The sequence below is a fragment of the Oleisolibacter albus genome, assembly GCF_003336875.1.
Classification (GTDB): domain Bacteria; phylum Pseudomonadota; class Alphaproteobacteria; order Azospirillales; family Azospirillaceae; genus Niveispirillum; species Niveispirillum album.
On record NZ_QGNJ01000003.1, the window covers coordinates 270,667 to 296,527 of the forward strand.

19 protein-coding genes are annotated in these 25,861 nt (G+C 66.5%); 8 read left to right on the forward strand and 11 right to left on the reverse strand.

The window, feature by feature from the left end:
- The first annotated feature begins 193 nt into the window (after positions 1-193).
- Positions 194-1,021, forward strand: a complete 828-nt coding sequence (locus DK368_RS06080) for a universal stress protein (RefSeq protein WP_162305904.1) — start codon at positions 194-196, stop codon at positions 1,019-1,021.
- A 145-nt stretch (positions 1,022-1,166) separates the two neighbouring features.
- Positions 1,167-1,553, forward strand: a complete 387-nt coding sequence (gene hfq / locus DK368_RS22375) for an RNA chaperone Hfq (RefSeq protein WP_114393011.1) — start codon at positions 1,167-1,169, stop codon at positions 1,551-1,553.
- Here the strand turns inward: hfq and DK368_RS06090 are convergent.
- The 3 genes from DK368_RS06090 to DK368_RS06100 form a co-directional block, all read right to left on the reverse strand.
- Entirely contained in the window at positions 1,531-2,862 is a 1,332-nt protein-coding gene (locus tag DK368_RS06090) for a GGDEF domain-containing response regulator (protein WP_114393013.1), read from the reverse strand. The two genes, hfq and DK368_RS06090, sit on opposite strands and share 23 nt — an antisense overlap.
- 219 nt (positions 2,863-3,081) lie before the next feature.
- The gene (locus tag DK368_RS06095; RefSeq protein ID WP_114393015.1) at positions 3,082-5,808 is read right to left on the reverse strand and encodes a bifunctional diguanylate cyclase/phosphodiesterase; all 2,727 of its coding nucleotides are present in this window, start codon (positions 5,806-5,808) and stop codon (positions 3,082-3,084) included.
- A gap of 203 nt (positions 5,809-6,011) precedes the next feature.
- Positions 6,012-7,706: a methyl-accepting chemotaxis protein gene (locus DK368_RS06100; RefSeq protein ID WP_114393017.1), complete on the reverse strand. Its 1,695-nt coding sequence runs from the start codon at positions 7,704-7,706 to the stop codon at positions 6,012-6,014.
- A gap of 246 nt (positions 7,707-7,952) precedes the next feature.
- Between DK368_RS06100 and DK368_RS06105 the strand changes: the two genes are divergently transcribed.
- The 3 genes from DK368_RS06105 to DK368_RS06115 all read left to right on the forward strand — a co-directional run bounded on the left by DK368_RS06105 (position 7,953) and on the right by DK368_RS06115 (position 11,820).
- Positions 7,953-9,092 carry a nucleotidyltransferase domain-containing protein gene (locus DK368_RS06105; RefSeq protein WP_114393019.1) on the forward strand — a complete coding sequence of 380 codons (1,140 nt, stop codon included), beginning with the start codon at positions 7,953-7,955 and terminating at the stop codon, positions 9,090-9,092.
- A 147-nt stretch (positions 9,093-9,239) separates the two neighbouring features.
- Positions 9,240-10,724, forward strand: coding sequence for an NADP-dependent isocitrate dehydrogenase (locus tag DK368_RS06110; RefSeq protein ID WP_240002356.1), 1,485 nt, complete (start codon positions 9,240-9,242; stop codon positions 10,722-10,724).
- 91 nt (positions 10,725-10,815) lie between these two features.
- Positions 10,816-11,820: a LysR substrate-binding domain-containing protein gene (locus DK368_RS06115; RefSeq protein WP_114393021.1), complete on the forward strand. Its 1,005-nt coding sequence runs from the start codon at positions 10,816-10,818 to the stop codon at positions 11,818-11,820.
- Between the two features lie 30 nt (positions 11,821-11,850).
- Here the strand turns inward: DK368_RS06115 and DK368_RS06120 are convergent, their stop codons facing one another.
- Positions 11,851-12,204 carry a DUF1428 domain-containing protein gene (locus tag DK368_RS06120; protein WP_114393023.1) on the reverse strand — a complete coding sequence of 118 codons (354 nt, stop codon included), beginning with the start codon at positions 12,202-12,204 and terminating at the stop codon, positions 11,851-11,853.
- Between the two features lie 479 nt (positions 12,205-12,683).
- Here DK368_RS06120 and glf point away from each other — a divergent pair, with 479 nt between their 5' ends.
- From glf to DK368_RS06135, 3 genes are read left to right on the forward strand one after another with little or no spacing between them, the layout of a single operon-like run.
- The gene (glf, locus tag DK368_RS06125; RefSeq protein WP_240002357.1) at positions 12,684-15,158 is read left to right on the forward strand and encodes a UDP-galactopyranose mutase; all 2,475 of its coding nucleotides are present in this window, start codon (positions 12,684-12,686) and stop codon (positions 15,156-15,158) included.
- Positions 15,159-15,203: 45 nt separating this feature from the next.
- On the forward strand, positions 15,204-16,349 hold the full coding sequence (locus DK368_RS06130; RefSeq protein WP_240002358.1) for a beta-glucosidase: 1,146 nt from the start codon (positions 15,204-15,206) through the stop codon (positions 16,347-16,349).
- An 18-nt stretch (positions 16,350-16,367) separates the two neighbouring features.
- Positions 16,368-18,137, forward strand: coding sequence for an ABC transporter ATP-binding protein (locus DK368_RS06135; RefSeq protein ID WP_114393027.1), 1,770 nt, complete (start codon positions 16,368-16,370; stop codon positions 18,135-18,137).
- 56 nt (positions 18,138-18,193) lie between these two features.
- Here the strand turns inward: DK368_RS06135 and DK368_RS22265 are convergent, their stop codons facing one another.
- The 7 genes from DK368_RS22265 to DK368_RS06170 all read right to left on the reverse strand — a co-directional run bounded on the left by DK368_RS22265 (position 18,194) and on the right by DK368_RS06170 (position 25,808).
- On the reverse strand, positions 18,194-20,221 hold the full coding sequence (locus tag DK368_RS22265) for a methyl-accepting chemotaxis protein (protein WP_114393029.1): 2,028 nt from the start codon (positions 20,219-20,221) through the stop codon (positions 18,194-18,196).
- 421 nt (positions 20,222-20,642) lie between these two features.
- Complete coding sequence (gene arsH / locus DK368_RS06145; RefSeq protein ID WP_114393031.1) at positions 20,643-21,395, reverse strand: arsenical resistance protein ArsH; 753 nt, start codon at positions 21,393-21,395, stop codon at positions 20,643-20,645.
- A 39-nt stretch (positions 21,396-21,434) separates the two neighbouring features.
- A complete protein-coding gene (gene arsB / locus DK368_RS06150; protein WP_114393131.1) occupies positions 21,435-22,463 on the reverse strand; it encodes an ACR3 family arsenite efflux transporter in 1,029 nt (342 codons plus the stop codon).
- A gap of 44 nt (positions 22,464-22,507) precedes the next feature.
- Positions 22,508-22,942 (reverse strand): arsenate reductase (glutaredoxin), encoded by a 435-nt coding sequence (gene arsC, locus DK368_RS06155; protein ID WP_114393033.1) that lies wholly within the window; start codon positions 22,940-22,942, stop codon positions 22,508-22,510.
- A gap of 71 nt (positions 22,943-23,013) precedes the next feature.
- Positions 23,014-23,319 carry an ArsR/SmtB family transcription factor gene (locus DK368_RS06160; protein ID WP_114393035.1) on the reverse strand — a complete coding sequence of 102 codons (306 nt, stop codon included), beginning with the start codon at positions 23,317-23,319 and terminating at the stop codon, positions 23,014-23,016.
- A 114-nt stretch (positions 23,320-23,433) separates the two neighbouring features.
- Entirely contained in the window at positions 23,434-25,119 is a 1,686-nt protein-coding gene (locus DK368_RS06165) for an acyl-CoA dehydrogenase family protein (RefSeq protein WP_114393037.1), read from the reverse strand.
- 59 nt (positions 25,120-25,178) lie between these two features.
- Positions 25,179-25,808: a TetR/AcrR family transcriptional regulator gene (locus tag DK368_RS06170; RefSeq protein ID WP_114393039.1), complete on the reverse strand. Its 630-nt coding sequence runs from the start codon at positions 25,806-25,808 to the stop codon at positions 25,179-25,181.
- Positions 25,809-25,861: the final 53 nt, after the last annotated feature.

Consider the following 25,861-nt stretch of genomic DNA (forward strand, 5'->3'; position numbering starts at 1 on the left):
AACCGTGTCATACAGGGGGGCGCCGAAGGGCGTCAATGCAGCCTCGCTCGTTGGCGTCGCCCTCTTCCGTACCCGTTGGCTTCGGCTGTGACCCGCGTCATTTCCCATTTTCCCTGCGCCTCTAAAATGGTGAGAGAACAAAGATATGCGTCGGTCGCATGGATCGGCCGGCGCGCAGAGAGGGGAAAACGTCATGCCAATGAAGACCATCGCCGTCATTGTCGACACCACCGACGCCAGTGCCGGGCGGGTCCGCTATGCAGCCCTTCTGGCCGCCCGCCATCACGCCCACCTGGTCGCCCTGTTCGTCCTGCCGCCGGGGTGGCCGGCGACTCCGGCCGACTGTTTCGCCCGTGGTGACAGCGCCATCCAGCAGGTCATCGAGCGCTGTCGGGTCCGGCAGCGGGCCGACATCGCCATGGTCGCGGGCCAGGTGCAGGCGACGACCATGCCCTACGATATCCCGGTGGAATTCCGCGTTCTCGGCCCCGATGCGGCGAGCCGGGAATTGCCGTTGCACTGCCTGCATGCGGATCTGCTGGTCTTGGGTGAGGGTGTCGGCGGCGTGGCCACGGCCGAGGGACTGCTGCTGACCACCGGCATTCCGGTGATCCTGGTGCCCACCGGCTGGACCGGGAGTGTTGCCGAATCCCTGCTGATCGGCTGGAACGCCAGCCGGGAAGCCCGGCGAGCGGTCCGTGACGCCGCACCGTTGCTGTTGGCGGCCCGGGCGGTCCGGGTTCTGGTGATCGATCCCGAGAAGAATGCGCGACATGGTGCCGAGCCCGGTGCCGATCTGGGTCTGGCGCTGGCGCGCCAAGGGGTCAAGGTCACCGTCGACCAGATGGAGGCGGCCGGCCGGCCCGTGGCCGAGATCATCCGCGACCGGGCCCGGTCGACGGCGGCCGACCTTATTGTCCTGGGGGCCTACAGCCATTCCCGCAGCCAGCAGATGCTGTTCGGCGGTGTCACGCGCAGCCTTCTGCGGCAGGCGGATCTGCCGTTGCTGATCGCCCATTGACCGGTTGAGACGGCGGAGGTGCGCGGGAATCCTCCCCTGTCCATCCATACTCAATGCCGCGACGCTGGTTCTGGGCTGCGAAGAAGTCGCTACCGGTGTCGCGAAAGGGCTGACATGATGCGCCGCCATCAACGAAGATTGTCCCATGACCGCCGCGCCGAAGCCCAATCCCCTTCAGAAGCAGTTCCTCGATCACCTGTTGAACCAACAGGTGGATCTTGTGCTTTTCCTGGCCAGTGGCGTGAAACTGCAGGGGCAGGTCGTGGGCCATGACCAGTACTGCATCCTATTGGAACATCGTGGTGTGCAGCAGTTGGTCTATAAGCATGCGCTGTCCACCATCATGCCGGTGAATCCGGTCAGCCTGTGGGAAGGCCCGACCGGGGGCCAGTCGGAGGATGGGCCGACCACGCTGCGCCGGCCCCGCCTGCGTCCGGCCGCGCCCGCCATTGCCGCGCCGGTCCGTCAGCGGCCGGAGCCGGAGGTGGTGGTGGTGCGCCGCCGCACCTTCAAGCTGCCGTCGGGGTCGTAGCCGCGGGGAACGGACTATGATCGGCGTCCGCAGCCATGATCCGGTTGCGGCCGTCGGTCTTGGCCCGGTACAGCGCCGTGTCCGCCTGACTTAGCGCCTGTTCGATGCCGGCCTCCTGTCCGCGGATGGGGGCAACGCCGAAGCTGGCGGTGAGCGACAGGGTCTGGTCCCGTAGAATCGGGATGGCCAGCGCGGCAACGGCCAGTCGTAGCCGTTCGGCCGCGGCCATGGCGGCGTCCATGCCTGATTTCGGCAGCAGGATCGCGAATTCCTCCCCTCCAAGCCGCCCGATGAGATCGCCGTTGCGCAACAAACGACGGCAGGTGTCGGCCACGAGAGCCAACACCCGATCCCCTTCGGCATGGCCGTAGGTGTCATTGACCAGCTTGAAATGGTCGATATCGAACATCAGCACGCAGGATGGCCGATGATGGCGGCGGCAGCGCCCGACCACTTGCTGGGCGTTGTCGAGAAAGGCACGGCGGTTGAACAGGCCCGTCAGAGCGTCGGTCGTGGCCAGCTGCCGCAATTCGTCCTCGAACCGCCGCCGCTCGGTGATATCCCGGACGATGGCAGTCACGGGAAACCCGTCGGGCCGGATGTCCGGCGATAAGGACACTTCCACCGGGAATTCCCGCCCGCCGCGCGTCTGCCCCAGCATCTCCCGGCGGCTGTCCAGCAGGGGCGTGGCCAATCCGCGTGCAGCATAGGCGTCTAGACTGCTGCTAACGGTGGTCCGTAGCCGCTCCGGAAGCAGCAGGTCCAGCGGCTGTCCCAACATTTCCGCGGCCGTATAGCCGAAAATGCGCTCCGCGGCCGGGTTGACCAGCACGATGCGATGTTCGCGGTCGACGGAGATGATGGCGTCCTGGGCCATGGTGATGATGCTGTACAGACGCCGCTCCGACCGGCGCAGACGGTCTTCCAGCTGTTTGCGGGCGATGGCATAGCGGATCGTCCGCACCAGCCCGTGCCCATCGAGACCATTCTTGACCAGATAATCCTGCGCGCCCGCCGAGACGGCGGCCATGGCGGCATCCTCGTCATCCCGGGTGGAGAGCACGATCACCGGCAAGTCCGGGTGGACGCTGCCGAGATGGCGCAGGGCTGGGTCCAGGCGGGGGGCAGCCCGATCCAGCAGCAGCAGGTCGCATCGGGTGCTGGCGAAGGCCAGCAGCGCCGCGTCCAGTGTGCCAAATCGGGTCAGGGTCAGGTTGAACTGTGGCGACTGCAAGACCGATTGGATGCGATCGGCATCCGTCTGGTCATCTTCGATAAGGAAGATATGGATTCGGCAGCTCTGGTCCATGGCTGTACCATTCGCGGCGCAAGCGAAAAATGGCGATACATTTCATCGTTTCGATGAAGCAGCCAATCGTATGCCGGATTTTGAGGGGGATGGGGTGGGGTGACTGATGCTCGTCAGGGAATGATAAAATTTTATGTAATGTATCTTTGCGTGTATGTGAAGGCGAGCAAAAAAGAGAATATTAGAAAAATATGATCGGAAAAGGTTTATGCGGCCGGATCAGCCGCTGACCAGGTCGGCGTCGGCCATGTCGGCGACACCGATATGCGCGGAATGCGCGGGCCATTTCCGGTGCAGCATGGCCTTGATCTCCTCGGCAGGAACCGGTTGGGAGAACAGGAAGCCCTGGCCGTAGTCACAGCCGATCTCCCAGAGAATGCGGTGCTGCTCTTCGGTTTCGACCCCTTCCGCCACCACTTCCAGGCCCAGGCTGTGCGCCAGCCGCACAATGCCCTGCAACAGATTGCGCTGTTCCGGCCGTTGGCCGAGGGCACTGACAAAACCCTTGTCGATCTTCAGCACATCGAAGGGAAAGCGGCTGAGCTGGGCCAGGGAGGAATAGCCGGTGCCGAAATCATCCATGCAGAGGGAGATGCCCAGGGTGCGGAACTGCTGGAAGACCGCCAGTGCCATGGTCGGATTGACCATGGTCATGCTTTCGGTCACCTCGATTTTCAGCTGGTCGGTGTGACCATCGGCCAGATAGGCCAGGAGATCATCGACATAGCGCTCGTCCCAGAGCTGCCGCACCGACAGATTGACATTGACGAACAGCCCCTGGCCCGGCGCTGCCAACTGTCGCAGCCGGGCGGCATCGGTCACCGCCGTTTCGAGGATGTAGCGGCCCAGAGGCAGGATCTGCCCTGTTTCCTCTGCCAGCGGAATGAAGATGGAGGGCGGGATGGCGCCGAGATCGGGATGGCTCCAACGTGCCAGCGCTTCCATGCCCACCAGCCGCAGATCGCGCAATGCGACGATGGGCTGATAGGCGACCGAGATCTGGCCGGCGGGGATGGCCTGCCCGAGATCGGTCTGCAACCGGTGGCGCAGCACGATCTCCTCGCCCAGACGCGGGCTGAACAGCTCGATATGTCCTTTGCCACGCTCCCGGGCATGGGTCAGGGCGAGATCGGCATCCCGCAGCAGATTCTCGGGATCGGTGGGGTCGCCGTCATGGGCGGCGATTCCGATGCTGACGCTGATGCGGACAGCCGTGCCTTGGACCAGGAAGGGCAGTTCCATTTCCGTGGCCATCTGCCGCGCACGCTCCAGCGCGTGGGCCGTGTCGGCCCCATCGGCCACCAGGATGAACTCGTCACCACCGATCCGGGCAATGGTCTCGCCACCCGTCAGCGCCGCCCGCAGCCGGTCGGCCATCATGGTCAGCAATTCGTCGCCAAAGGGATGACCCAGCGAATCATTGATCAGCCGGAAACCGTCCACATCCAGCGAAAGGACGGCCAGCGGATGCTGCTGGGGTCTGGCGTTGAGGCGGGTCCGCAGCCATTCCACCAGGAACACGCGGTTGGGCAGGCCCGTCAGCGGGTCATGAGTCGCCTGATGAATGACCCGCTGTTCATAGGATTTCCGCTCGCTGATGTCCTCGAAGATCCAGACCGTGCCCAGAGCCGGCTGGGTATGATCGACCATCCGGCCACTGATGCGGCACCAGAAGCTGTGCCCATCCCGGTGCCGCATCAGCAATTCCTGCTCGAAACCGCCTCCGGCATTGATGATGGGGTAGGCCTGCTGCCCGATGGCCTCGAATTGCTGCCGGACCTCATAGAAGGGGGCGATGGACTGCCCGGCCAGGGACTCCCCGTCTACGCCGAACATGCTGGTCAGTGCCGAATTCGCCAGCTGGATGATGCGGTCGCCCGTGAGGATCGCCAGTCCAATGGGTGCGTTCTGCAACACGGCGTGCAGCCGCGCCGACGCCACCTCGGCCCGGCGCACGGCCGCGACTTCGCGGGTCCAGATCTTTGATGCGATCCAGGCGCCGATGGCGGTGACAAGCACGAAAAGCAGGATGAAGCTGCCCACCCATACGGCGTTGCTCCGCCATTCCTGCATGCCGAGAGTCCAGGACTGCCCGACGACGATGTGGAGCGGGTGCCGGCCGATCCGGCGGTAGGACAGGATGCGTTCGACACCGTCGATACCGGCCCGCGCGCGATAGGTGCCCCGCACTGGATTGCTTTGCACATGTGCCAGCAGTTCCGGTGACACCGCCTTCTGGCCGATGGCCGGCTGACCGTTGACCTGATCGGGAAATCTGGCGATGACGCCCAGATCGGCCCCACGCAGGGCCACGGCCCCCTCATGCCCCAGGTCCAGGGTGGAGAACAGGCGGGTGAAGTGGTCCAACTCGATGACGGCAATGGCAACGCCGCCGAAGGAGCCATCCGGCTGGTTGATGCGGCGGGCAAGAACCATGGCGGGAATCCCGCTGATCCGCGCCGTCAGGGGGGCGGCGATGACCAGTCCTGCCGCCGGCTCGGTGCGCAGCCGGGTGAAATAGGCCCGGTCGGCGATGGTTGCCGTTCCATTGGGTTCGACGCCCGTTCCGTAGCGAATCCGGCCATCGGCATCGGAAATGCGCAGGCCTTCGAAGGCGCCCATCTGGGTGACCTGCCGGTCCACGAACTGACGGAAGGCCGCATCGTCGAACGGCGGCTGGGCCAGCCGGCGTTGATAATCATCCACGACGGCCCGCAGCGCCAGATCCGCCCGGTCGATGATGATGCCGACGCTCTGCTCCAGGCTGCCGGCGAGATTGCTGGCGTTGATGGCAAGACGCTCGGCGCGTTCCCGGTAGCTGTTGATAAGGGACCAGATGGCCAGAACGGTGACAGACAGGGAAATGACGAAGGCAATAAGGAAAATGTGCGGCGACGAATATGGGATTCGTAAGCCGATTCCTGATCGGGTATCGCTGTCCGCCACGCCCTGTCCCCGTCTATCGCACGGCCCGCCTCCAACAGCAGGTGTGCTGCAAAGCCTTTAACTTTAGAACAGGGAGCGGGGCGCTGCCCTTGGCACACTTTGTCGCAATGCCCCGTCGCCGCTTCGGCCCATGACACTCCGCCGTGACCTTAGCCGGCCACGGCGGAGTGTCTGGCCGTCACCGGCCATGCAGCCGGTCGATGTCAGGCCGCGCGCACCTTGGCCAGGAAGTGGGCGACTTCGGCCCGCAGCGCCTCGGCATCGCGGGACAGGCTGGCTGCGGCATCGAGCACCTGGCTCGCGGCGGAACCGGTTTCCCCGGCGGCCTGGTTGACGCCGGTGATGTTGGCGCTGACCTCGGCCGTCCCTTGCGCCGCTTGGGTGACATTGCCGGCGATGTCACGCGTGGCCGCGCCCTGCTGCTCGACCGCGGCGGCGATGGCGGCTGCGATCTCATTGACGCGGCCGATGGTGGCGGCAATGGCCTGGATGGCCTGGGCCGTCTGTTGCGACGCTTGCTGGATACCCGTGACCTTGGCGCTGATGTCATCAGTCGCCCTGGCGGTCTGGGTGGCCAGATTCTTCACTTCGCCGGCGACCACGGCGAAGCCCCGTCCGGCTTCACCGGCCCGGGCCGCCTCGATGGTGGCGTTCAGGGCCAGCAGATTGGTCTGAGCGGCGATGGCCGTGATCAGTTCCACCACATCACCGATCTGCTGCGCCGTGCCGGCCAGTTCGGCGGTCAGATCGTTGGCATGGCCGGCTTCGGTGACGGCCTGTCCGGCGATCCGTGTTGATTCGGCGACCTGCCGGCTGATCTCCTGCACCGAGGCCGCCAGTTCCTCCGTGGCGCCGGCCACCGTATTGACATTGGCGCTGGCCTGCTCGCTGGCGGCTGCCACAGCCCCGGCCTGATGGCTGGACTGCTCGGCGATGGCGGCCATCGACTGGGCGGCGGACTGCATCTCCGTGGCCGCCGCGGCCACCGTATCGACCACCCCCTTGATGCTGGCCTCGAACGTATTGGCCATGGCATGCAGCGCCGCCTTCTGGGCGGCCTCGCTCTGCCGCTTCTGCTCCGCCGCTTCGGCCTCCAGCTGGCGCATATGCAGGGTGTTGTCCTTGAAGGTCTGCAGAGCCCGTGCCAACTGACCGACCTCGTCGTGGCGATCGGCCCCGACCACCTGCGTGTCCAGCTGCCCGCCGGCAATACGGTCCATGGCATCGCTGATCCGCCGCAGAGGACGCACGACGAAGCCCAGCACGATGACGCCGATCAGCAGGGCCGCCACCAGCAACCCGATGCCCGCCACCGAAAGCAGAAGGCTGCGGGACGAAGCGGCCAGTGCCGTTCCATCGGTCCGGGCCTGGCCCATCGCCTTCAGGTTGTAGCTTGTGATGTCTTGGATCAGGGCCGCCAGTTCGGCCCGGATGCTGCGGCCTGCCGTGCCGGAAATGGCCTGCGCTTCCTCCGGCTTCTGCGCCCGGGACAGGCGGATGACGTCCCGGGCAATGGCTTCATAGGCGGTGATCTTTTCTCCCAGTTGCCGAAGCACAATCTGCCGGTCGGGCTGGGCCAGCGGCATGATCTGTTCGGCGGCCTGACGGGCGCGGGCGATGCGGTCGTTAAAAATCCCGGTGCTTTCCTCCATCTTGTCCGCTTCAGTCTCGATAATCACGTTCTTCTCGGCCACCGCGGCGCCATTGACGGCCGCCTCGATCTGGAAAGCCAGGCCAGTGCGCACAGCCGTCCGACCCGTGGCCTCCTGGAGGCTGTCTGCCAGTTTGTCCAGCGAGCTGGAGGCTTGCCAGACGATGATGCCGACCATCATGAGCATGAGCGCTGCAGGGAAAAGCAGCTTTGTGACCAACCGCAGGTTGGCAAACCAGGAAGACATTGTGCGGCCCCCTCTCCACGTGTTCTGGTTGCTATTTCCTGTGGTATTTCTTACTGAAGAGTTAATCCGGATGTGACATGGTTGTGCTGATCCGGCATATTGATATGTGTCAAATTATTGGCGTGCCGTCCCCGTGGCGGTGACGTCCAGCCGACGTGATAAAATGGGCGCCCCCGCACCTTTCCGGTCGCTCCGCCCCCTGTCCCCCGATAGAATGGCCGGAGGTACCACGAAGAGTCGAAGGGTATGGGTCAGCTACTGCTTGAGAGACAGGGTCGGTTCCGCATTCTTGGCCTTTGTGCGTGTGCTCCCTTCGCTGACGGCGCAGCGGCTCTGCTGCACCAGAGTCTTTCCAACGAATCCAACTGGGAGGATCTGGTGGCGGCGGCCCGTCGGCATCGGTTGGTTCAACCCTTGCTGTTCACGCTGAAACGCGAGGGGTGGCTGGACCGGATGGACCCAGTGGCCCGGTGCGCACTGGAACAGCGGGCTGCCCTCGAGGCGCGGCGGTCGTTGATGACGGCCGGGCAGGTGAAGCGGATCTGGGAGGCGTTCCAGGCCGATGGCATTGACGCCTTGTTGCTGAAGGGCGTGGGCCTGACCCAGCGTCTGTACGGCCGGCTGGACATGCGCGGAGCCGGTGACATCGATATTCTGGTGCGCCCTGACCATTTGGAGCGGGCTGCGGCACGGCTGACCGCCATGGGGTTGCCGCGGGAATCCTGGAGCCAGGCTGGTCAACCGGTGGGTGACGCGGCGGAAGAGGATCTGGTCCACCACGAGGTGCGCCATTGCTGTCCCAGCACCGGAACCGTGGTCGAGGTGCATCGGCGCCTGACTTCGAACCCGCATGTGCTGCCCTGGGACTTCGATACGCTGTGGGCCAGACATGAAACCGTGCGGATAGGCGGTATCGCCGTGCCGGTCCTGTCGTCGGCGCAGGAGCCGTTGTATCTGCTGGTCCATGCCCTGTTTCATGGGTGGGAGCGTCTGCGCTGGCTGGCCGATCTGGCCGTGATGCTGCGCCGCCCGGCCGATATGGAGGCGGCAATCATGGCCGCCGCCGAGATCGGGCTGCGGCCCGCCCTGCTGCATGCCTTGGCATTATGCCGGCGCTGGCTCGGTTTGCCGCTGCCGGCGACGGTGGAAGCCGAGATCCAGGACTCCCTGCCGGCCCGGGCCATGGAACTGATGGCCCGCCTGGCCATGGCCGATGGCAGCCAGACCGACCTGACGCGGGAACACTGGCGGACGCCGCTGACCTATCTGCGTACCCGCATCGGCCGCTATCTGCTGCGCCAGGGTTTGGCCGGGGGGCGCGGCTATCGGCTGCGGGAACTGCACTATGGATTGGTGAAGCTGCGGCGGCGCGCCCGTATGGGCTGAGCGGGTGTCCGTCGAGAGGCGGGGCTGGCGTGGCCTTGCTTATGTTCATTGATTTTTTCAATGAAGATCTTTTGCTCTATCAATTTCAAAAATGCGGGTGAGGGGATTAGGTCCTTGGGCGGACCAATCCTCTTTGGGAGCACCCGCATGAACATGATCGTCCACCCGGCGGTCGAGAGCAGCCTGATCGCGGCACCGGTTCCCGTCACCATTGCCCATGGTGATGGTATCGGCCCGGAAATCATGGCCGCCTGTCTGGACATCCTGACGGCGGCCGGTGCCCGGCTGGCGCCGGAAACCGTCGAGATCGGCGAGGCTGTCTATCGCCGCGGCATCACTGCCGGAATCGAACCGTCGGCCTGGGAGTCGCTGCGGCGCACCCGTGTCTTCCTCAAGGCGCCGATCACAACGCCGCAGGGTGGCGGCTTCAAGAGCCTGAACGTGACCGTGCGCAAGACGCTGGGGCTGTTCGCCAATGTGCGGCCCTGCACGGCGTTCGCGCCGATGGTCGCCACCCGGCATCCGGCCATGGATCTGGTCATTATCCGCGAGAACGAGGAGGACCTGTATGCCGGGATCGAGCACCGGCAGACCGATGAGGTCTATCAATGCCTGAAGCTGGTCAGCCGGCCCGGCTGCGAGCGGATCATCCGCTATGCCTTCGACTATGCCCGTGCCCATGGCCGGCGCAAGGTCACCTGCATGACCAAGGACAATATCATGAAGCTCACCGATGGGCTGTTCCATCGGGTCTTCGATGAGATCGGGGCCGAGTATCCCGATCTGGAGCAGGAGCACATGATCATCGATATCGGCGCCGCCCGGCTGGCCGACAGCCCGGAACGCTTCGATGTCATCGTCACCCTGAACCTTTATGGCGACATCATCTCCGACATCGCCGCCGAGGTGGCCGGGTCAGTCGGGCTTGGCGGTTCCGCCAATATCGGTCTGCAGGGGGCCATGTTCGAGGCCATCCATGGCAGTGCCCCGGATATCGCCGGACGCGACATCGCCAACCCGTCCGGCCTGCTGCAGGCGGCGGTGCAGATGCTGGTGCATATCGGCCAGGGAACGGTGGCCGAGCGCATCCAGAATGCCTGGCTGACCACGCTGGAGGACGGCATCCACACTGCCGACCTGTACCGGGATGGGCTGTCGCACCGCCGTGTCGGCACCCGGGGCTTTGCCGAGGCGGTCATCGATCGGTTGGGGCGGACGCCAACCCGGCTGACGCCGGCCCGCCTCGCCGGACAGGCTCCGCGCGTGATCCTGGAGCAACCGCACCGTCGGGAGCCGGCCGACAAGAAGTTCGCGGGCATCGACATCTTCGTCGAGCATCGCGGCACCGTCGATGCGCTGGCCGCGGAGGTGCAGGCCATGGCCGCTGGGCCGTTGACGCTGACCCTGATCACCAACCGGGGGGTCAAGGTCTGGCCGGAGGGATTGCCGGAAACCTTCTGCACCGACCATTGGCGTTGCCGCTTCCAGCCACGCCCGGAGCAGCCGGTCGATAGCGCCACCGCCATCGCCCTGGCCGGCCGGCTGGCGCAGGCCGGGATCGAGGTGATCAAGACCGAGCATCTCTATCTGTTCGACGGCAAGCCGGGTTTCAGCCTGGGCCAGGGGCAATAGTCCGTCATCCCAACAAAGCGGTTCTGCAGCATCGCACGCTGCGCTTCAATTGCGGGGCGGCCGACGGCCGCCCCGTTCCGTTCGAGGCCGCATGACCAGATCTCCCGCCGATACGCCACCCATGCTGTCGCCCGAGGCCGGGTTCGACCTGAACCTGCTGCGCAGCTTCGCCATGATCGTGGATTGCGGCAGCTTCACCCGTGCAGCCGAGCGGCTGGGACGCACACAGTCCACCATCAGCCTGCAGATCAAGCGGCTGGAGGATGAGTTGCGCAAGCCCGTGTTCGAACGGGGCGTGCGCGGTCTGCAATTGACGCCGGCCGGCGAGGTGCTGCTGGGCTTCGCCCGCCGCATCCTGGATCTGGCCGACGAGGCCCAGGCCCGCATCGCCGCCCCGGACATGCAGGGCACAGTCCGGCTGGGTACGCCGGAGGATTTCGCCACTGTCCACCTGCCCGATGCGCTGGCCCGCTTCTCCCGTTCCCATCCGCGGGTCAGCCTGGAGGTCCGCTGCGACTTCACCTTGAACCTGCTGGACGGCTTCGCCCGCGGGGAATTCGATCTGGTGCTGGTGAAACGTGAACCGCAAGGGCCGGAAGGGGGCGTCAGAGTCTGGCGCGAACCGCTGGTCTGGGCGGATGGCCCGGCCGGCACGGGGGCCGTCAGCCGCCGGGACGGTGGACTGCCGCTGGTGCTGGCGCCGCGGCCCGACGTCTATCGCAAGCGGGCGCTGGAGGCACTGGAACACGCCGGCATTCCCTGGCGCATCGTTTACACCAGCCCCAGCCTGGCCGGCATCCTGGCCGCGGTGCGGGCCGGGTTGGGCGTCACCGTCCTGCCGCGGGAGATGGTGCCCGACGGGTTCCGGGTACTGGAACGCGACCTGCCAGCATTGGCCGACACGGAAATCGCTCTCTACAAGGCGCCCGGCACTTTGTCAGCCGCGGCGGAGCGGCTGGCCGACCATCTGATCCGCTCCGTGGATGGAGGGCCGGACCCGTTGCCGGGCCGGCCCCCATCGGTTGCGCCTGCGCCGCTTTCGCCCCCGGTGGGGCCGCCTCTGGTGGTCCCGACATCGGGACCGGCGGAAGGATGAACAGGCAGGCAGTCTGCACCCGCCAAGGACTCACAATTCAACGATGGGTGTGAAGCCACCATAGATCATGCGTTTGCCGTCGAAGGGCATGCTGGCGGGATCGGACTGCAACCGGGGATCGGCCATGACCTTGGCGGTGATGGCGTCGCGGTCCTCCCGCGAGCGGTAGACGATCCAGGAGAACACCACGATCTCATCGTCCTTGGCCTGGACGGCGCGGGGGAAGGACGTCAGTTCCCCGAACGGAACGTCGTCGCCCACGCATTCCACGAAGGCGATGGCGCCATACTCCATCCACAGGCGGCCAGCCCGGCTGGCCAGGTCCCTGTAGGCATCCATGTTCTGCTTCGGCACGGCCAGGACGAATCCGTCGACATAAGACATGCATTCCTCCCTTGGTTTCTCGCTGCAAGGCCGGCCCGACCGTGTCTAGCCAGCATGCCGGCCTGCCTGGCACCAAGGCGTTCCGCCGCTTTGTGCGGCGTTGCCGGGTGCTGCGCGGGCCGACGGCAATAAACACCGCACTGAGTGGAACTATTCCCTGCGGTCGCAGGTTTTCTGAGAAATGCCGAGTATTGTCACAATGTACCACAGAGGATGACGGTTTTCGCGCTGGATTGTCTGCCGATCATTATCTCGCAGCTGCGTAATAATCTGCGGTAGCCCTGGTCTTTATCCGCCTTATCGAAAGATGAAAGGGCCGTTTCTTTCCGCGGTATGCGAAGTACTCCCAGGTCCGATTGCAACGCCCCAGGAACCCTACGCCTGCAGGGCGGGTTCCTGCCGCGACCGCTCCGGCCGCACGGTCTGCATCCGCACCGGCGGCAACGGAGTTCTGCGACTGGCAATGAGGGATGATCGGAATGAGTTGGGCCGGCCCTTTCCAGGTTCATATCGGCAAGTCCCTGCGTACCGGCGGCCAGGGCAGCAGCACTCTCCCCGGCAGCCGGGTCCGCCACGGTGATCTGGTCTGTTTTTCCCATCTGCGCTGGAGCTTCGTCTTTCAGCGCCCCCAGCATCTGATGTCGCGCTTCGCCCGCACCCACCGGGTCTTCTTCGTCGAGGAGCCGGTGCCGACCGATGCGCCGCAGCCCTGGCTGGATGTACGCGAGGAGGCGGCCGTCGAGATCCTGGTGCCCCGCATCCCGGAGCGGGTGCTGGGCGATACCGCGGAAACGACGCTGATCCAGCGGATGCTGCTGGACCGGCACTTCGCCGCGGCCGGCGTGACGGCGCCGGTGCTCTGGTACTACACGCCGATGAGCCTGGCGTATTCCGACCACCTCAAGGCGTCGGTCATCATCTATGACTGCATGGATGAGCTGTCGGCCTTCCGCGGTGCGCCGCCGGAACTGGTGGAGCGCGAGCGGATTCTGCTCGGCCGGGCCGATCTGGTCTTCACCGGCGGTGTCAGCCTGTACGAGGCCAAGCGTCCCCTGCACCATGATGTGCATGCCTTTCCCAGCAGCGTGGATGTGGCGCATTTCGCCGCTGCCCGCCGCCCGATGCCGGACCCCACCGATCAGGCGGCGATCCCGCATCCGCGTGTCGGTTTCTATGGTGTTATCGACGAGCGGCTGGATATCGCCCTGCTGGATGCGGTCGCCGCCGCCCGCCCGGACCTGCACTTCGTCATGATCGGGCCGGTGGTGAAGATCGATCCGGCCCATCTGCCGCGGCGCCCGAACATCCATTATCTCGGCCCCAAGGTCTATGACGAGCTGCCGCTCTATCTGGCCGGCTGGGACGTGGCGATGATGCCCTTCGCCCTGAACGAGTCCACCCGTTTCATCAGCCCGACCAAGACGCCGGAATATCTGGCCGCCGGGCGGCCGGTGGTGTCCACCCCGGTCACGGATGTGGTGCGTGGCTATGGCGACAGTGGCGTGGTCCATATCGCCGGCGATGGGGACGGCTTCGTCAGGGCCATCGACACGGCCCTGGATTCAGGCCGTAGTGCCGATCGTCTCCAGGCCCGTATCGACCTGGTGCTGAGCAGCATGTCCTGGGACAGTACCTGGCAGCGCATGGTCGATGCCATCGCCCGGGCCCAGACCCGGGCGGCCGACAATGCCATCCTGTTGCGCCGCCCGCCGACGCAAAGGCCGGCCCTGGTGGAGAAGCGGAGCCGGCGCACCGGCTTCGATTATCTGATCGTCGGGGCAGGGTTCGCCGGCAGCGTGCTGGCCGAACGGCTGGCGTCCCAGTTGGGCAAGCGGGTGCTGATCATCGACAAGCGTCCGCATATCGCCGGCAATGCCTATGACTGCCATGATGGTGCGGGGCTGCTGATCCACCGCTACGGTCCCCACATCTTCCACACCAATTCCACCCAGGTGGCGGAATACCTGTCCCGTTTCACCGAATGGCGGCCGTATCAGCATCGCGTGCTGGCCAAGGTGCGGGACCAGCTTGTGCCCATCCCCATCAACCTGACCACGCTGAACCGCCTGTACGGGCTGGAGCTGGATGAGGCGGGCGCGGCCCGGTTCCTGGCCGAACGTGCGGAGGCCGTGCCCAGCATCCGCACGTCAGAGGATGTGGTGGTCAGTCAGGTGGGACGGGAACTGTATGAGACCTTCTTCCGCGGCTACACCCGCAAGCAGTGGGGCGTGGACCCGGCGGCCCTGGACAAGGCCGTGACGGCGCGGGTGCCGACGCGTACCAACACGGACGACCGCTATTTCACCGACAGTTTCCAGAACATGCCGAAGCACGGCTATACCCGCATGTTCGAGCGGATGCTGGACCACCCCAACATCAAGATCATGCTGAACACGGATTTCGCCGAGATCCGCAACGAGGTCCAGTACGAGAAGCTGATCTATTCGGGACCCATCGACGAATTCTTCGATTATCGCTTCGGCAAGCTGCCCTACCGTTCGCTGACCTTCCGGCATGAGACGCTGGAGCGGGAGTGGCTGCAGCCCGTGGCCGTGGTCAATTATCCCGCGGAGGATGTGAGCCATACCCGCATCACCGAATACAAGCATCTGACCGGGCAGCAGAATCCACGCACAAGCATCACCTACGAGTTCCCCTCCGCCGAAGGCGACCCGTACTATCCCGTGCCGCGGGCGGAAAATGCCGAACTGTACCGCCGCTATCAGGCCCTGGCCGATGCCACACCGAATGTGACCTTCGTCGGCCGGCTGGGCACCTACAGATATTACAATATGGATCAGGTGGTGGCGCAGGCACTTTCAGTGTTCAATCGCATCGCGGCGGCCGAGCAGACGGGGACAGGCCTGCGACGCGCAGCGCAGGAATTGCGGGCGCAGGACCGGCACTTGGCCCTGGGGGCCGATGCCCGCCCCCAGGTGCCCGCGGCGGAATGAGGATTGCGCATGCCTTTTGATCGACGTGACGCTTCGGACGCCGCTGTGCCAGCATCCCCGTTCCTGAGCTTCTTCCAGGGTGGGTTCGAGTGTTCCACCCACCGGCGACGGGACGGACGGCGGCTGGATCTTCTCGCCTCCACCGGCCATGACGATGCGGCGGCGGCGGACTACCGGGCCTTGGCCGGGCATGGCATCCGCACCGTGCGTGACGGGTTCCGCTGGCACAGGATCGAAACCGCCCCGGGACGCTATGACTGGTCCAGCGTGCTGCCCATGCTGCGGGCGGCGCGGGAGACGGGAACCCAGGTGATCTGGGATCTGTGCCATTATGGCTGGCCGGACCATCTGGACATCTGGGACCCCGGTTTCGTCTTCGCTTTCGCCCGCTTCGCGCGCGCGGCGGCGCGGCTGGTGGCGGCGGAGACGGACGCACCGCCCCTGTGGTGCCCGGTGAACGAGATCTCCTTCTGGGCCTGGGCCGGGGGTGAGGTGGCGCGTTTCAATCCCCTGGCCCGCGGCCGCGGGGCGGAGTTGAAACGCCAGCTGGTCCGCGCCCACATCGCCGCCGTGGAGCAGGTGCGCCTGGTGGACCCCCGCGCCCGCATCATACAGGTCGATCCCGCCATCCATGTGGTGGGGCGGCCCGGGAGGTCCGGTGACCGGCGCGAGGCCGAGTGCTACCGCCTGGCCCAGTTCGAGGCCATGGACATGGTCACCGGCCGCATGTGTCCCGAGCTGGGCGGCGCGCCGGAGTGCCTGGACATCGTCGGTGTGAACTATTACGCCGATAATCAATGGTATATCGGCGGCAGGACCATCGAACCGGGGGCGGCGGACTATCGGCCCTTCCGGGAGATCCTGGCCGAATTCCATGCCCGCTACGGCCGTCCCCTGCTGGTGGCGGAGACCGGGGCGGAGGGCGATGCCCGTGCGCCCTGGCTGCACTATGTGGCCGACGAGGTGGCGGCGGCCATCGGCGGCGGAGTCCCGGTTCAGGGACTGTGTCTCTATCCCGTGCTGGATTATCCCGGCTGGGACAATGACCGGCACTGCCCCGTGGGACTGTTGGGCAACCGGGATGCCGGCGGCGAAAGGCCGGTCCATGCGCCGCTGGCGGAGGCACTGGCCCGGCTGCAACCGCGGTTCGCGATGGCCGGTGATACCGTCCGCCGGGCCACGGCGGCCTGACGGGCGGGGATGGAGCCGATGTGGAGCGACGCAGCCATTCCCGGTACGCCGGTGCGCTTCCTGCTGCATTACATGCGGCGGCGACCGCTGCAGTTCGGCGGCTTGTTCCTGCTGATCCTGGGGGCGGCCGGCTGCGCCGTGGCGGTCCAGTGGGGGATGAAGCTGCTGGTCGACGCCATGGCGTCGTCCGACCGGGCCACCGCCGATGTCTGGACGCCGCTGACCCTGTTCCTGGGGCTGATCCTGGCCGAGAATGTGCTGTGGCGCGCCGGTGGCTGGCTGGGCTGCCGTGCGGTGGTGGCCAGCGGCATCGACATCCGGCTGGACCTGTTCCGTCACCTCAGCGGCCATTCGCTGCGCTATTTCTCGCAGAACATGGTGGGAGCGCTGGGGGGACGCATCACCGCCACGGCCGGCGCCATCGGCAGCGTCCTCGGCACCCTGACCTGGAGCATCATGCCGCCGGTGATCGACTTCATCGGTGCCGTTATCGTGCTGACCACGGTCGATGGGCGCATGGGGCTGGCGCTGGTGCTGTTCGTCGCCATCACCGGCCTGTCGGTGCTGTGGTATGGCAGCCGAGGCCGTGGGCTGCACCGCCTCTATGCGGAGGAAGGGGCGCGCGTCGGCGGCGAACTGGTGGATGTGGTCTCCAACATCTGGACGGTGAAGGCCTTTTCCGCCCGGCAGCGCGAACATGCGCGCCTGAACCAGGCCCTGGGGATCGAGGGGCAGGCGCAGGTGCGCAGCTGGATGCATCTGGAGAAGACCCGTGTCCTGCACGATCTCTGCCTGACCGTGCTGGCGGGCGCCATGCTGGTCTGGGTGGTGTCGCTGTGGCAGCGCGGCGGCGTCACGCCCGGCGACGTGGTCATGGTCAGCGCCCTGACCTTCCGCATCCTGCATGGCTCGCGCGATCTCGCCTTCGCCCTGGTGGGCATCACCCAGCAGCTTGGGGCCGTGGCCGACACCTTGCGCATCATCGCCAGGCCCCATGACGTGCCGGACCGGCCGGATGCCCGCCCGCCTGCGGCGGAATCCCGGGGCGAGGTGCGGCTGGAGGGTGTCACCTTCGCCCATGCCGGCCGGACGCCGCTGTTCCGCGATCTCGACCTGCATATCCCGGCCGGCCAGCGGCTGGGCGTGGTCGGGGCGTCGGGGGCGGGCAAATCGACGCTGCTGGCCTTGATCCAGCGGCTGGAGGATGTGCAGGAGGGGCGGGTGCTGATCGATGGCGAACCGGTCATAGCGCTGACCCAGGACGGGTTGCGGCGCAAGATCGCTGTGGTGCCGCAGGATGTCTCGCTCTTCCATCGCTCGGTGCTGGAGAACATCCGCTATGGCCGTCCGGACGCACCCGACACGGCGGTCCAGGCTGCGGCCCGGGCTGCCCGCTGCGACGACTTCGTGCGGTCGCTGCCCCAGGGCTATGACACGCTGGTGGGGGAACGGGGCATCCTGCTGTCCGGCGGGCAGCGCCAGCGCATCGGCATCGCCCGCGCCTTTCTGAAGGACGCGCCCGTGCTGATCCTGGACGAGGCAACCTCCGCCCTGGATACGGCGTCTGAGATTGAGATCCAGCAGGCCCTGGATGGTCTGATGCGGGGACGGACCGTGGTGTCGGTGGCGCATCGCCTGTCCACCGTGGCCGGATTCGACCGCATCATCGTGCTGGTGGACGGCCATATCGTCGAGGACGGGCCGCCGGGTGACCTGATCCGGCAGGGAGGTCCCTTCGCCCGCATGTGGCAGTTGCAGGCGCGCAGCCTGCCCACGGCCGCGGAATAGGAAACGGCCGGGATCGCTCCCGGCCGTTCATATCCAGACTGCGGCGTCTGCGTGGTTTACGCGGCGCGGACGCTGGACAGGAACTTGTCCACTTCGTTGCGCAGCCCTTCGGCATTGCGCGACAGCTCGCCGGCGGCCGCCAGAACCTGCTCCGCCGCGGCGCCGGTTTCGGTGGCAGCCTGGCTGACGCCGGTAATGTTGCCGGACATGTCGCGGGTGCCGCGGGCGGCCTCCTGCACATTGGCCGCGATGTCCTGAGTGGCCGCCCCCTGTTCCTCCACCGCCGCGGCAATGGTGGCGGAGATTTCGCTGACCCGGGTCACGGTGCTGCCGATGCCTTCGACCGCCTTGTGGGCGCCGCCGGTGGCGGTCTGGATCTCGACCACCTTGGCCTGGATCTCGTCGGTGGCGCGGGCGGTCTGGGTCGCCAGCGCCTTCACCTCCGAAGCGACGACGGCGAAGCCCTTGCCGGCCTCGCCGGCGCGGGCCGCCTCGATGGTGGCATTCAGTGCCAGCAGGTTGGTCTGGGCCGCGATCTCGCTGATCAGCTCGACCACCTGACCGATCTCGGCCGCCGCCTGCACCAGGCTTTCCATGGTCCGGGCGGTGCGCTCAGCCTCCTGCACCGCGTCGGTGGCGATGTTGCTGGACTGGGCGACCTGACGGCTGATCTCCTGGATCGAGGCCGACAGCTCCTCCGTGGCACCGGCCACGGTGTTGACATTGGCGCTGGCCTGCTCGGCGGCGGCGGCGACGGCGGTCGACTGGCTGCTGGCGTGCTGGGCGGTTCCGGTCATGGCCGAGGCGGCAGACTGCATCTCGGTGGCGGCGGAGGCCACGGCCTCGACCATGCCCTTGACACTGGCTTCGAAGGCCTCGGCCAGACGCAGCCGTGCTTCGCGCCGTTCGCGCTGCGCCTGCTCGGCGGCATCCTTGGCCACGATTTCCATGTCGCGGTTGCGGACCATGCTTTCCTTGAACACCAGCACCGATTTGGCCATGGCGCCGACCTCGTCGCCACGCTCGGTGGCCGGGACAGAGGTGTGCAGGTCGCCGCCGGCCAATTGCTGCATCGCCGCCGTCAGGGCACGCACAGGCCGGCTGACCGAATGGGAGATCATGAACAGAGCCACGAAAAGGATGATCGCGATCACCGTCAGCGACACGAGGATGGTGGCGCGGGTGTCGATGCTGGACCTTTCGATCTCATCCAGCCGGCTTGTCTGCTCGATGGCCGAGACATCGACGAAGCCGTTCACCCCGTCCATGACCTTCTCCCGGGTCGGAGTCGCATGGTTGAAGCGGATGTCGGTGACCTGCCGGTTCAGATCGCCCAGTTTCTTCGAGATCCCGACATAGGTGGTGAGAACCTCCTGTGCCGCCGTGGCCGGTGCTGCCAGAGACGGGACTTTCTGGAGATCCTGCAGGATCTTGTCGGCTTCGCTGCTGGATTTGCGCACGCGCTCCATCAGCTTGAGATCATTCTCGCTGAGAAAGCGCAGCGTGGCCCCGCGGGCATCATTATAAAGTTCGAGGACCCGGGCCACTTTGGCCGGTGCATCAGCAGGGGCCCCCGGAGCCGAGGCAGCCGTCGCCAGCATCCGCATCTTTTCCGCGACCTGCGGTCCGAGGCCGAACAGCTCATTCTGACGGACCCGCAACTGCTCGATGACCAGTTCCGTCACTTCGGCCAGAGACTGGCGGTGCGCTTCCCAGGTTTCCGCCAGGGCGACCAGCCGGGCGCGCTGACCGGCACTGCTGCTCTCATCAATAATCTCTTTCAGCGATTCCGCCGCCTTGCCGGCGGCCTCGGCGACTGCAGCCCCGGCCGCGGTCGCCTCATCGACCGTCGAGGCCTGGTACATGTCGCGCAGCAGGGTGGCGCTTTGCAGCACCTTCACCTTGGCGTCCATGGCAATGCGCGAGGTTTCGGTCGCCTTGTTGACGGCAATGGCGTTGGTGATGGTCGCGGTGAGGGTCGTGTAAGCGATGGTGCCGAGGGCGACCATCATCACGACGGCCAGAACGGAGCTACCCAGGAGACGCGTGGTGATCGACGCATCGCGCAGGCGCTGGATAATCATTGTTTTACTCCAATTCGGAAAGTCGCGGGCCGTTGACCGGCCGTCTGCCGTCAAGGGGGCAACGAGAGAAATGGGTCATAAGAATCGCATCAAATAGTAAACAAAATGTTTCCGAATCGGGGCGTTAAATCATTGATATAATAGTGCGATAGTTTCGTCGCGGAGCCATTTTCGATTCCATCCCCATCGCCTTGTCCGAAGCATCGTCACTCTTCCGCAGCTCCCGGCGATTGCCTTGTGGACATCCATGATCCCTTGTGCGTCTGCTCCTGCCGATCTCACAGACACCCTGTCGGTGGCGCCAGCGGCAGTACGGGCTGGAAGCGCTTGGCCCTTGTCGCGGACGCGGAACCTCCGGCGCGGTCGGGATCGGCCCACCCGGCGCTCGTGCCAGGGGCGGATGCGCTTCTGCATCGGCGCCCTAGGTCCGGCTTGGCCTTTCCGCTGCCATGGCCGTTGCGACAAGGGCCGCCGCCTGGGTGGTTTCCTTCCGCCCGGCGTCGCGCCGCTCACTGTAGCGGTCGGTCAGATAGTCACTGCGATCCCGTACCAGCAGCGTGAATTTGACCATTTCCTCCATCACATCCACCACCCGGTCATAATAGGCGGAGGGTTTCATGCGGCCCTGTTCGTCGAACTCCTGAAATGCCTTGGGCACGGAGGACTGGTTGGGAATGGTGACCATGCGCATCCAGCGGCCCAGCACCCGCATGGCATTGACCGCATTGAAGGATTGGGACCCGCCGCTGACCTGCATCACGGCCAGCGTCCGCCCCTGTGTCGGACGGATTCCGCCGCTTTCGAGCGGCAGCCAGTCGATCTGGCATTTCAGGATGCCCGTGATGGTGCCGTGCCGTTCCGGGCTGACCCAGACCTGGCCTTCCGACCATTGTGACAGGGTGCGCAGTTCCGTCACCTTGGGATGATCGGAGCTGACACTGTCCGGCAGCGGCAGGCCATGCGGATCGAAGATCCGGGTCTCCGCCCCCATGCGCCCCAACAACCGGGCCGACTCTTCCGTCAGGAACCGGCTGTAGGAGCGTTCCCGCAGGGAACCGTAGAGCAGCAGGATGCGGGGCGGGTGCGTTGAAGGGGACGCGACCGCGAGTTTGGCCGGCGCGGGAATATCCAAATAGGTCTCGTCCAAGCTGGGCAGGCTGCCATCGGTCACCATGACAGGGGGCTCTCCGTGTGGGAAGGGCGGGGGATGTGATCAGCCGGCCCGGCGCTCGTACCAGGGGCGGGTGCGCTTCACCAGATGCACGACGGACAGCATCACCGGCACCTCCACCAGCACACCGACCACGGTGGCCAGGGCGGCACCCGAATTCAGGCCGAACAAGCTGATGGCGGCGGCGACCGCCAGCTCAAAGAAGTTGCTGGCGCCGATGAGGGCGGCCGGGGCGGCAACGCACCAGGCCACACCCAGCCGGCGGCTGAGCCAGTAGGCGATGCCGGCGTTGAGATAGACCTGGATCAGGATCGGCACGGCCAGCAGGGCGATGACCAGCGGCTGGGCCAGGATCTGCTCGCCCTGGAAGCCGAACAGCAGCACCAGGGTCAGCAGCAGCGACGCCAGCGACAGCGGCTGCAGCCGGGACAGGGTGCGGGACAGAGCCGCCGCGCCACCGCGGGCCAGCAGACTGCGGCGCCATAGCTGGGCCGCCACCACCGGAACCACGATATAGAGCAGCACCGACAGCAGCAGCGTGCCCCAGGGCACGGTGATGGAGGCGACCCCCAGCAGCAGTCCGACCAGCGGCGCGAAGGCGAAGACCATGATCAGGTCGTTCAGCGCCACCTGGCTGAGAGTGTAGGTCGGCTCGCCCTCGCACAGGTTCGACCAGACGAAGACCATGGCGGTGCAGGGGGCGGCGGCCAGCAGGATCAGGCCGGCGATGTAGGACGGGATCTGGTCCGGGGGCAGCAACGGCGCGAACAGGTGCCCGATGAACAGGCTGCCCAGCAGGGCCATGGAAAAGGGTTTCACCCCCCAATTGACCAGCAGCGTGACGCCCACGCCCCGCCAATGCTGCGCCACCGATCCCAGACTGCCGAAATCGATCTTCAACAGCATGGGCACGATCATCAGCCAGATCAGCACAGCCACGGGCAGATTGACCCGGGCCAGCTCGGCGGCGGCGATGGTCTGGAACAGACCGGGCAGCAGATGGCCCAGCCCGATGCCGACCAGGATGCAGAGCCCGACCCAGAGGCTGAGATAGCGCTCGAACAGGCCCATGGCCGGCGGTGCCGCACGGGCAGGCGTCACACGGGTCATGCCGGTCACTCCGCCGGAGCGATGCGCTGACCGGCCGCGTCCACCACGGCTTCCCCATCCTCCTTGCTGAAGGCACCCCGCTGGGCGTCTGGCAGGATGTCCAGCACCCGTTCCGAGGGGCGGCACAGACGCACGCCGAGCGGCGTCACCACGATCGGCCGGTTGATCAGGATGGGATGGGCGATCATGGCGTCCAGCAACTGGTCGTCGGTCAGGGCCGGATCGTCCAGACCCAGATCGGTGTACTGCGCCTGCTTCTGCCGGATCACATCGCGCACCGGCACGCCCATGCGGGCGATGAGATCCACCAGCTCCGCCCGGGTCGGCGGTGTCTTGAGATACTCCACCACCGTCGGTTCGACCCCGCTGTTGCGGATCATGGCCAGGGTGTTGCGCGACGTGCCGCAGGCGGGGTTGTGATAGATGGTGATGGCGGCCATGAGGGTGTGTCCTGTTCTGTGGTGGCGTCAGTGTGCCGGGGGCGATCAGTCCGGCAGTCGGGAACCCCGCGTCAGGGGGGGCACAGCTCCGGTCGGCCCTGGCAGCAATCCTGCATCAGAAAGGTCAGCAGGCTCCGCAGGCCGTCATAGTCGCAGGCATAGAAGATCTGCCGTTGCAGCCGCCAGGACCGCAGCAGCCCCGCCCGTTCCAGCTGCGCCAGATGGTGCGACAGGGTGGAGGCCGGCACCGCCAACCGGGTGGCGATATCCCCGGCGCTCAATCCCGCCGGTCCCGCCTGCACCAGCAGACGGACCACGCCCAGGCGGGTTTCCTGGGCCAGGGCGGCGAAGGCAGCGATGGCGGTGTCGGTTTTCATAATTCCAGAATGATGGAAATGTATGGAGGCGTCAAGATCCGTCGGCCGTGCTCGACGCCAGCGGTGCGCCCGACGCGGCCGGAGGTCATGCCTGCGGCCGGCGGGTGTCCTGCATCAGAGCCGCGGGCGGGCGCGCTCGATCAGGGCGGGGGCATCGATGCCGCGGGGCAGGGTCCCGTAATTGGCCCCGTCCCCCCGGTCCAGTCGGCCGGCGCAGAAGGCGTCGGCCACGGCGGCGGGGCTGTCCTGCAGCAGCAGGGCGGCCTGCAGGGCCAGGGCCAGCCGGTCCACCAGATCACGGGCACGGTATTCCAGCCCGTCCCGGTCGGCCAGATCATCCTTCAGCCGGGCCAGGAAGCGGTCATAGCGGGCATCGGCCCCCGCCGCCCGCGCCAGTTCGGCCAGATAGGCGTCCAGCACACGCGGCTCCTTGGCCTGGGCGCGCAGCACGTCCAGGCACTGCACATTGCCGCTGCCCTCCCAGATGGCGTTGACTGGGGATTCGCGGAACAGCCGCGGCATGATGCAATCCTCCATCACACCGCTGCCGCCAATGCACTCCATGGCTTCATAGGCGTGGTTGGGCGCGCGTTTGCAGATCCAGTATTTGCCGACGGCGGTGCCGAGCCGGGCCAGCAGCCGCTCGCCCTCATCGGCGGTGGTGTCCAGGGCACGGCCGATGCGCAGCGTCAGCGCCAGGGCCGCTTCCGCCTCCAGCGCCAGATCGGCCAGCACATTCTGCATCAACGGCTGCCGGTCCAGCGGTGCCCCGAAGGCGCTGCGGTGGTGGCAGTGATGCAGCGCCTGGGACACGGCCTGCCGCATGCCGGCGGCGGAGCCGATCATGCAGTCGAACCGGGTCATGGCCACCATTTCGATGATGGTGGCGACGCCGCGCCCTTCAGCCCCCACCATCCAGGCCAGGGCGCCGCGCAGTTCCGTCTCGCTGGAAGCATTGGCGACATTGCCCATCTTGCGTTTCAGCCGCTGGATCTGCAGCGGGTTCTTCTCCCCGTCCGGACGCCAGCGCGGCAGCAGGAAGCAGGACAGGCCGCCGGGTGCCTGGGCCAGCACCAGGAAGGCGTCGCACATGGGGGCGGAGACGAAATATTTGTGGCCGACCAGTTCATAGGGCTGGCCAGGGCCGCCGGCGCCCAGCGGATGGGCGCGGGTTGTGTTGGCCCGCACGTCGGAGCCGCCCTGCTTCTCCGTCATGGCCATGCCGATGGTGACGGCCTGCTTCTGCCCGTCCGGCACATTGCGGGGATCATAGGCCCGGGCGGTGATCTTCGGCAGCCAGTCCCGGGCCAGATCGGGCTGGTGGCGCAGGGCCGGTACGGCGGCGAAGGTCATGGTGACGGGGCATTGGTGCGCCGCCTCCACCTGGCTCAGCAGGTAAACCTTGGCGGCACGGGCCACATGGGCGCCGGGGCGCGGATCGGTCCAGGGGCTGCTGTGCAGGCCGTTCTCCAGCGATGTGCGCATCAGCTGGTGATAGGCCGGATGGAACTTCACCAGATCGACACGGTGGCCGTGCCGGTCATGGGTATACAGCACCGGCGGGTTCTCATTGGCCTGGAAGCCCAGCTCGATGATGTCAGCGCGGCCAGTCAGGGCGCCGAACGCTTCCAGCCCGGCCTCGGCCCAGCCGGCGCCGTTGCGGATCACGCCCTCCTGCAGGGCCCGGTCCTGACGGAAGCTGTTGTAATCCTCCAGCGGCAGGGGCTGGTTCTGAACTTCATGCGTGGCGGCCAGCATGCGGCTGGGCGGCATGAGCGTGGTGTCGATGCGGTTGTCCATGGCGATCCTCCCCTTGATCCTGGTTTTTCCCGGTCTGTTTTTGCCGGCCCGCCCCCGCGTCAGTCCGGTGGCGGCCCCAGCGCCTGTACGCAGAAGCGGGTGAGGCCGGCGACCAGCGTCTCCTCATCCATGGGTGCGCCCGCCGGCTCCCCCGCCGGAGCGCCGGTCAGAGCGGCGCGCAGGGCTTCGGCGATGGCGCCGACCAGGGCGGCGGCGGTCAGGGCCTCATCCTGCGGCCGGATCTCGCCGGCCGTCATGCCATCGCGGATGATCCCGGCCAGCAGGGCGCGGTACGGCTCGCGGAGCCGCAGGCGGTCGGCCTCCACCACCGGCTCCGCCGGTTCCGCCAGCAGCGCCCAGGCCAGACGCCGGCCCTTCAGGGCGCGGCGGGCGAAGGTCTGCACCAGCCGGGACAGCCGGTCCCGGGCCGGGCCGGGGGCGGCCACGGCCTGGGTGCAGGCCTCGATCTCCCGAGCCGTGGCCCGGCGGAACACCTCGTCGAACAGGGCGGCCTTGGAGGGGAAATAGCGGTAGAGCAGGCCGGTGGACACGCCGGCCGCGGCAGCGACGGCCGGCATGCCGGCAGCGCCATAGCCCTGGGCCGCGACGAGCGCCAGGGCTGTCCCGACGATGCGTTCCCGCGTCTCGGCCAGACGGATCTCGACCCTGTCGGTGCGGCGATAGGCCATGGAAGAAATGAAACATGGTTCATTTCTTGGCGCAAGCGGAGTCCGGCGCGGTG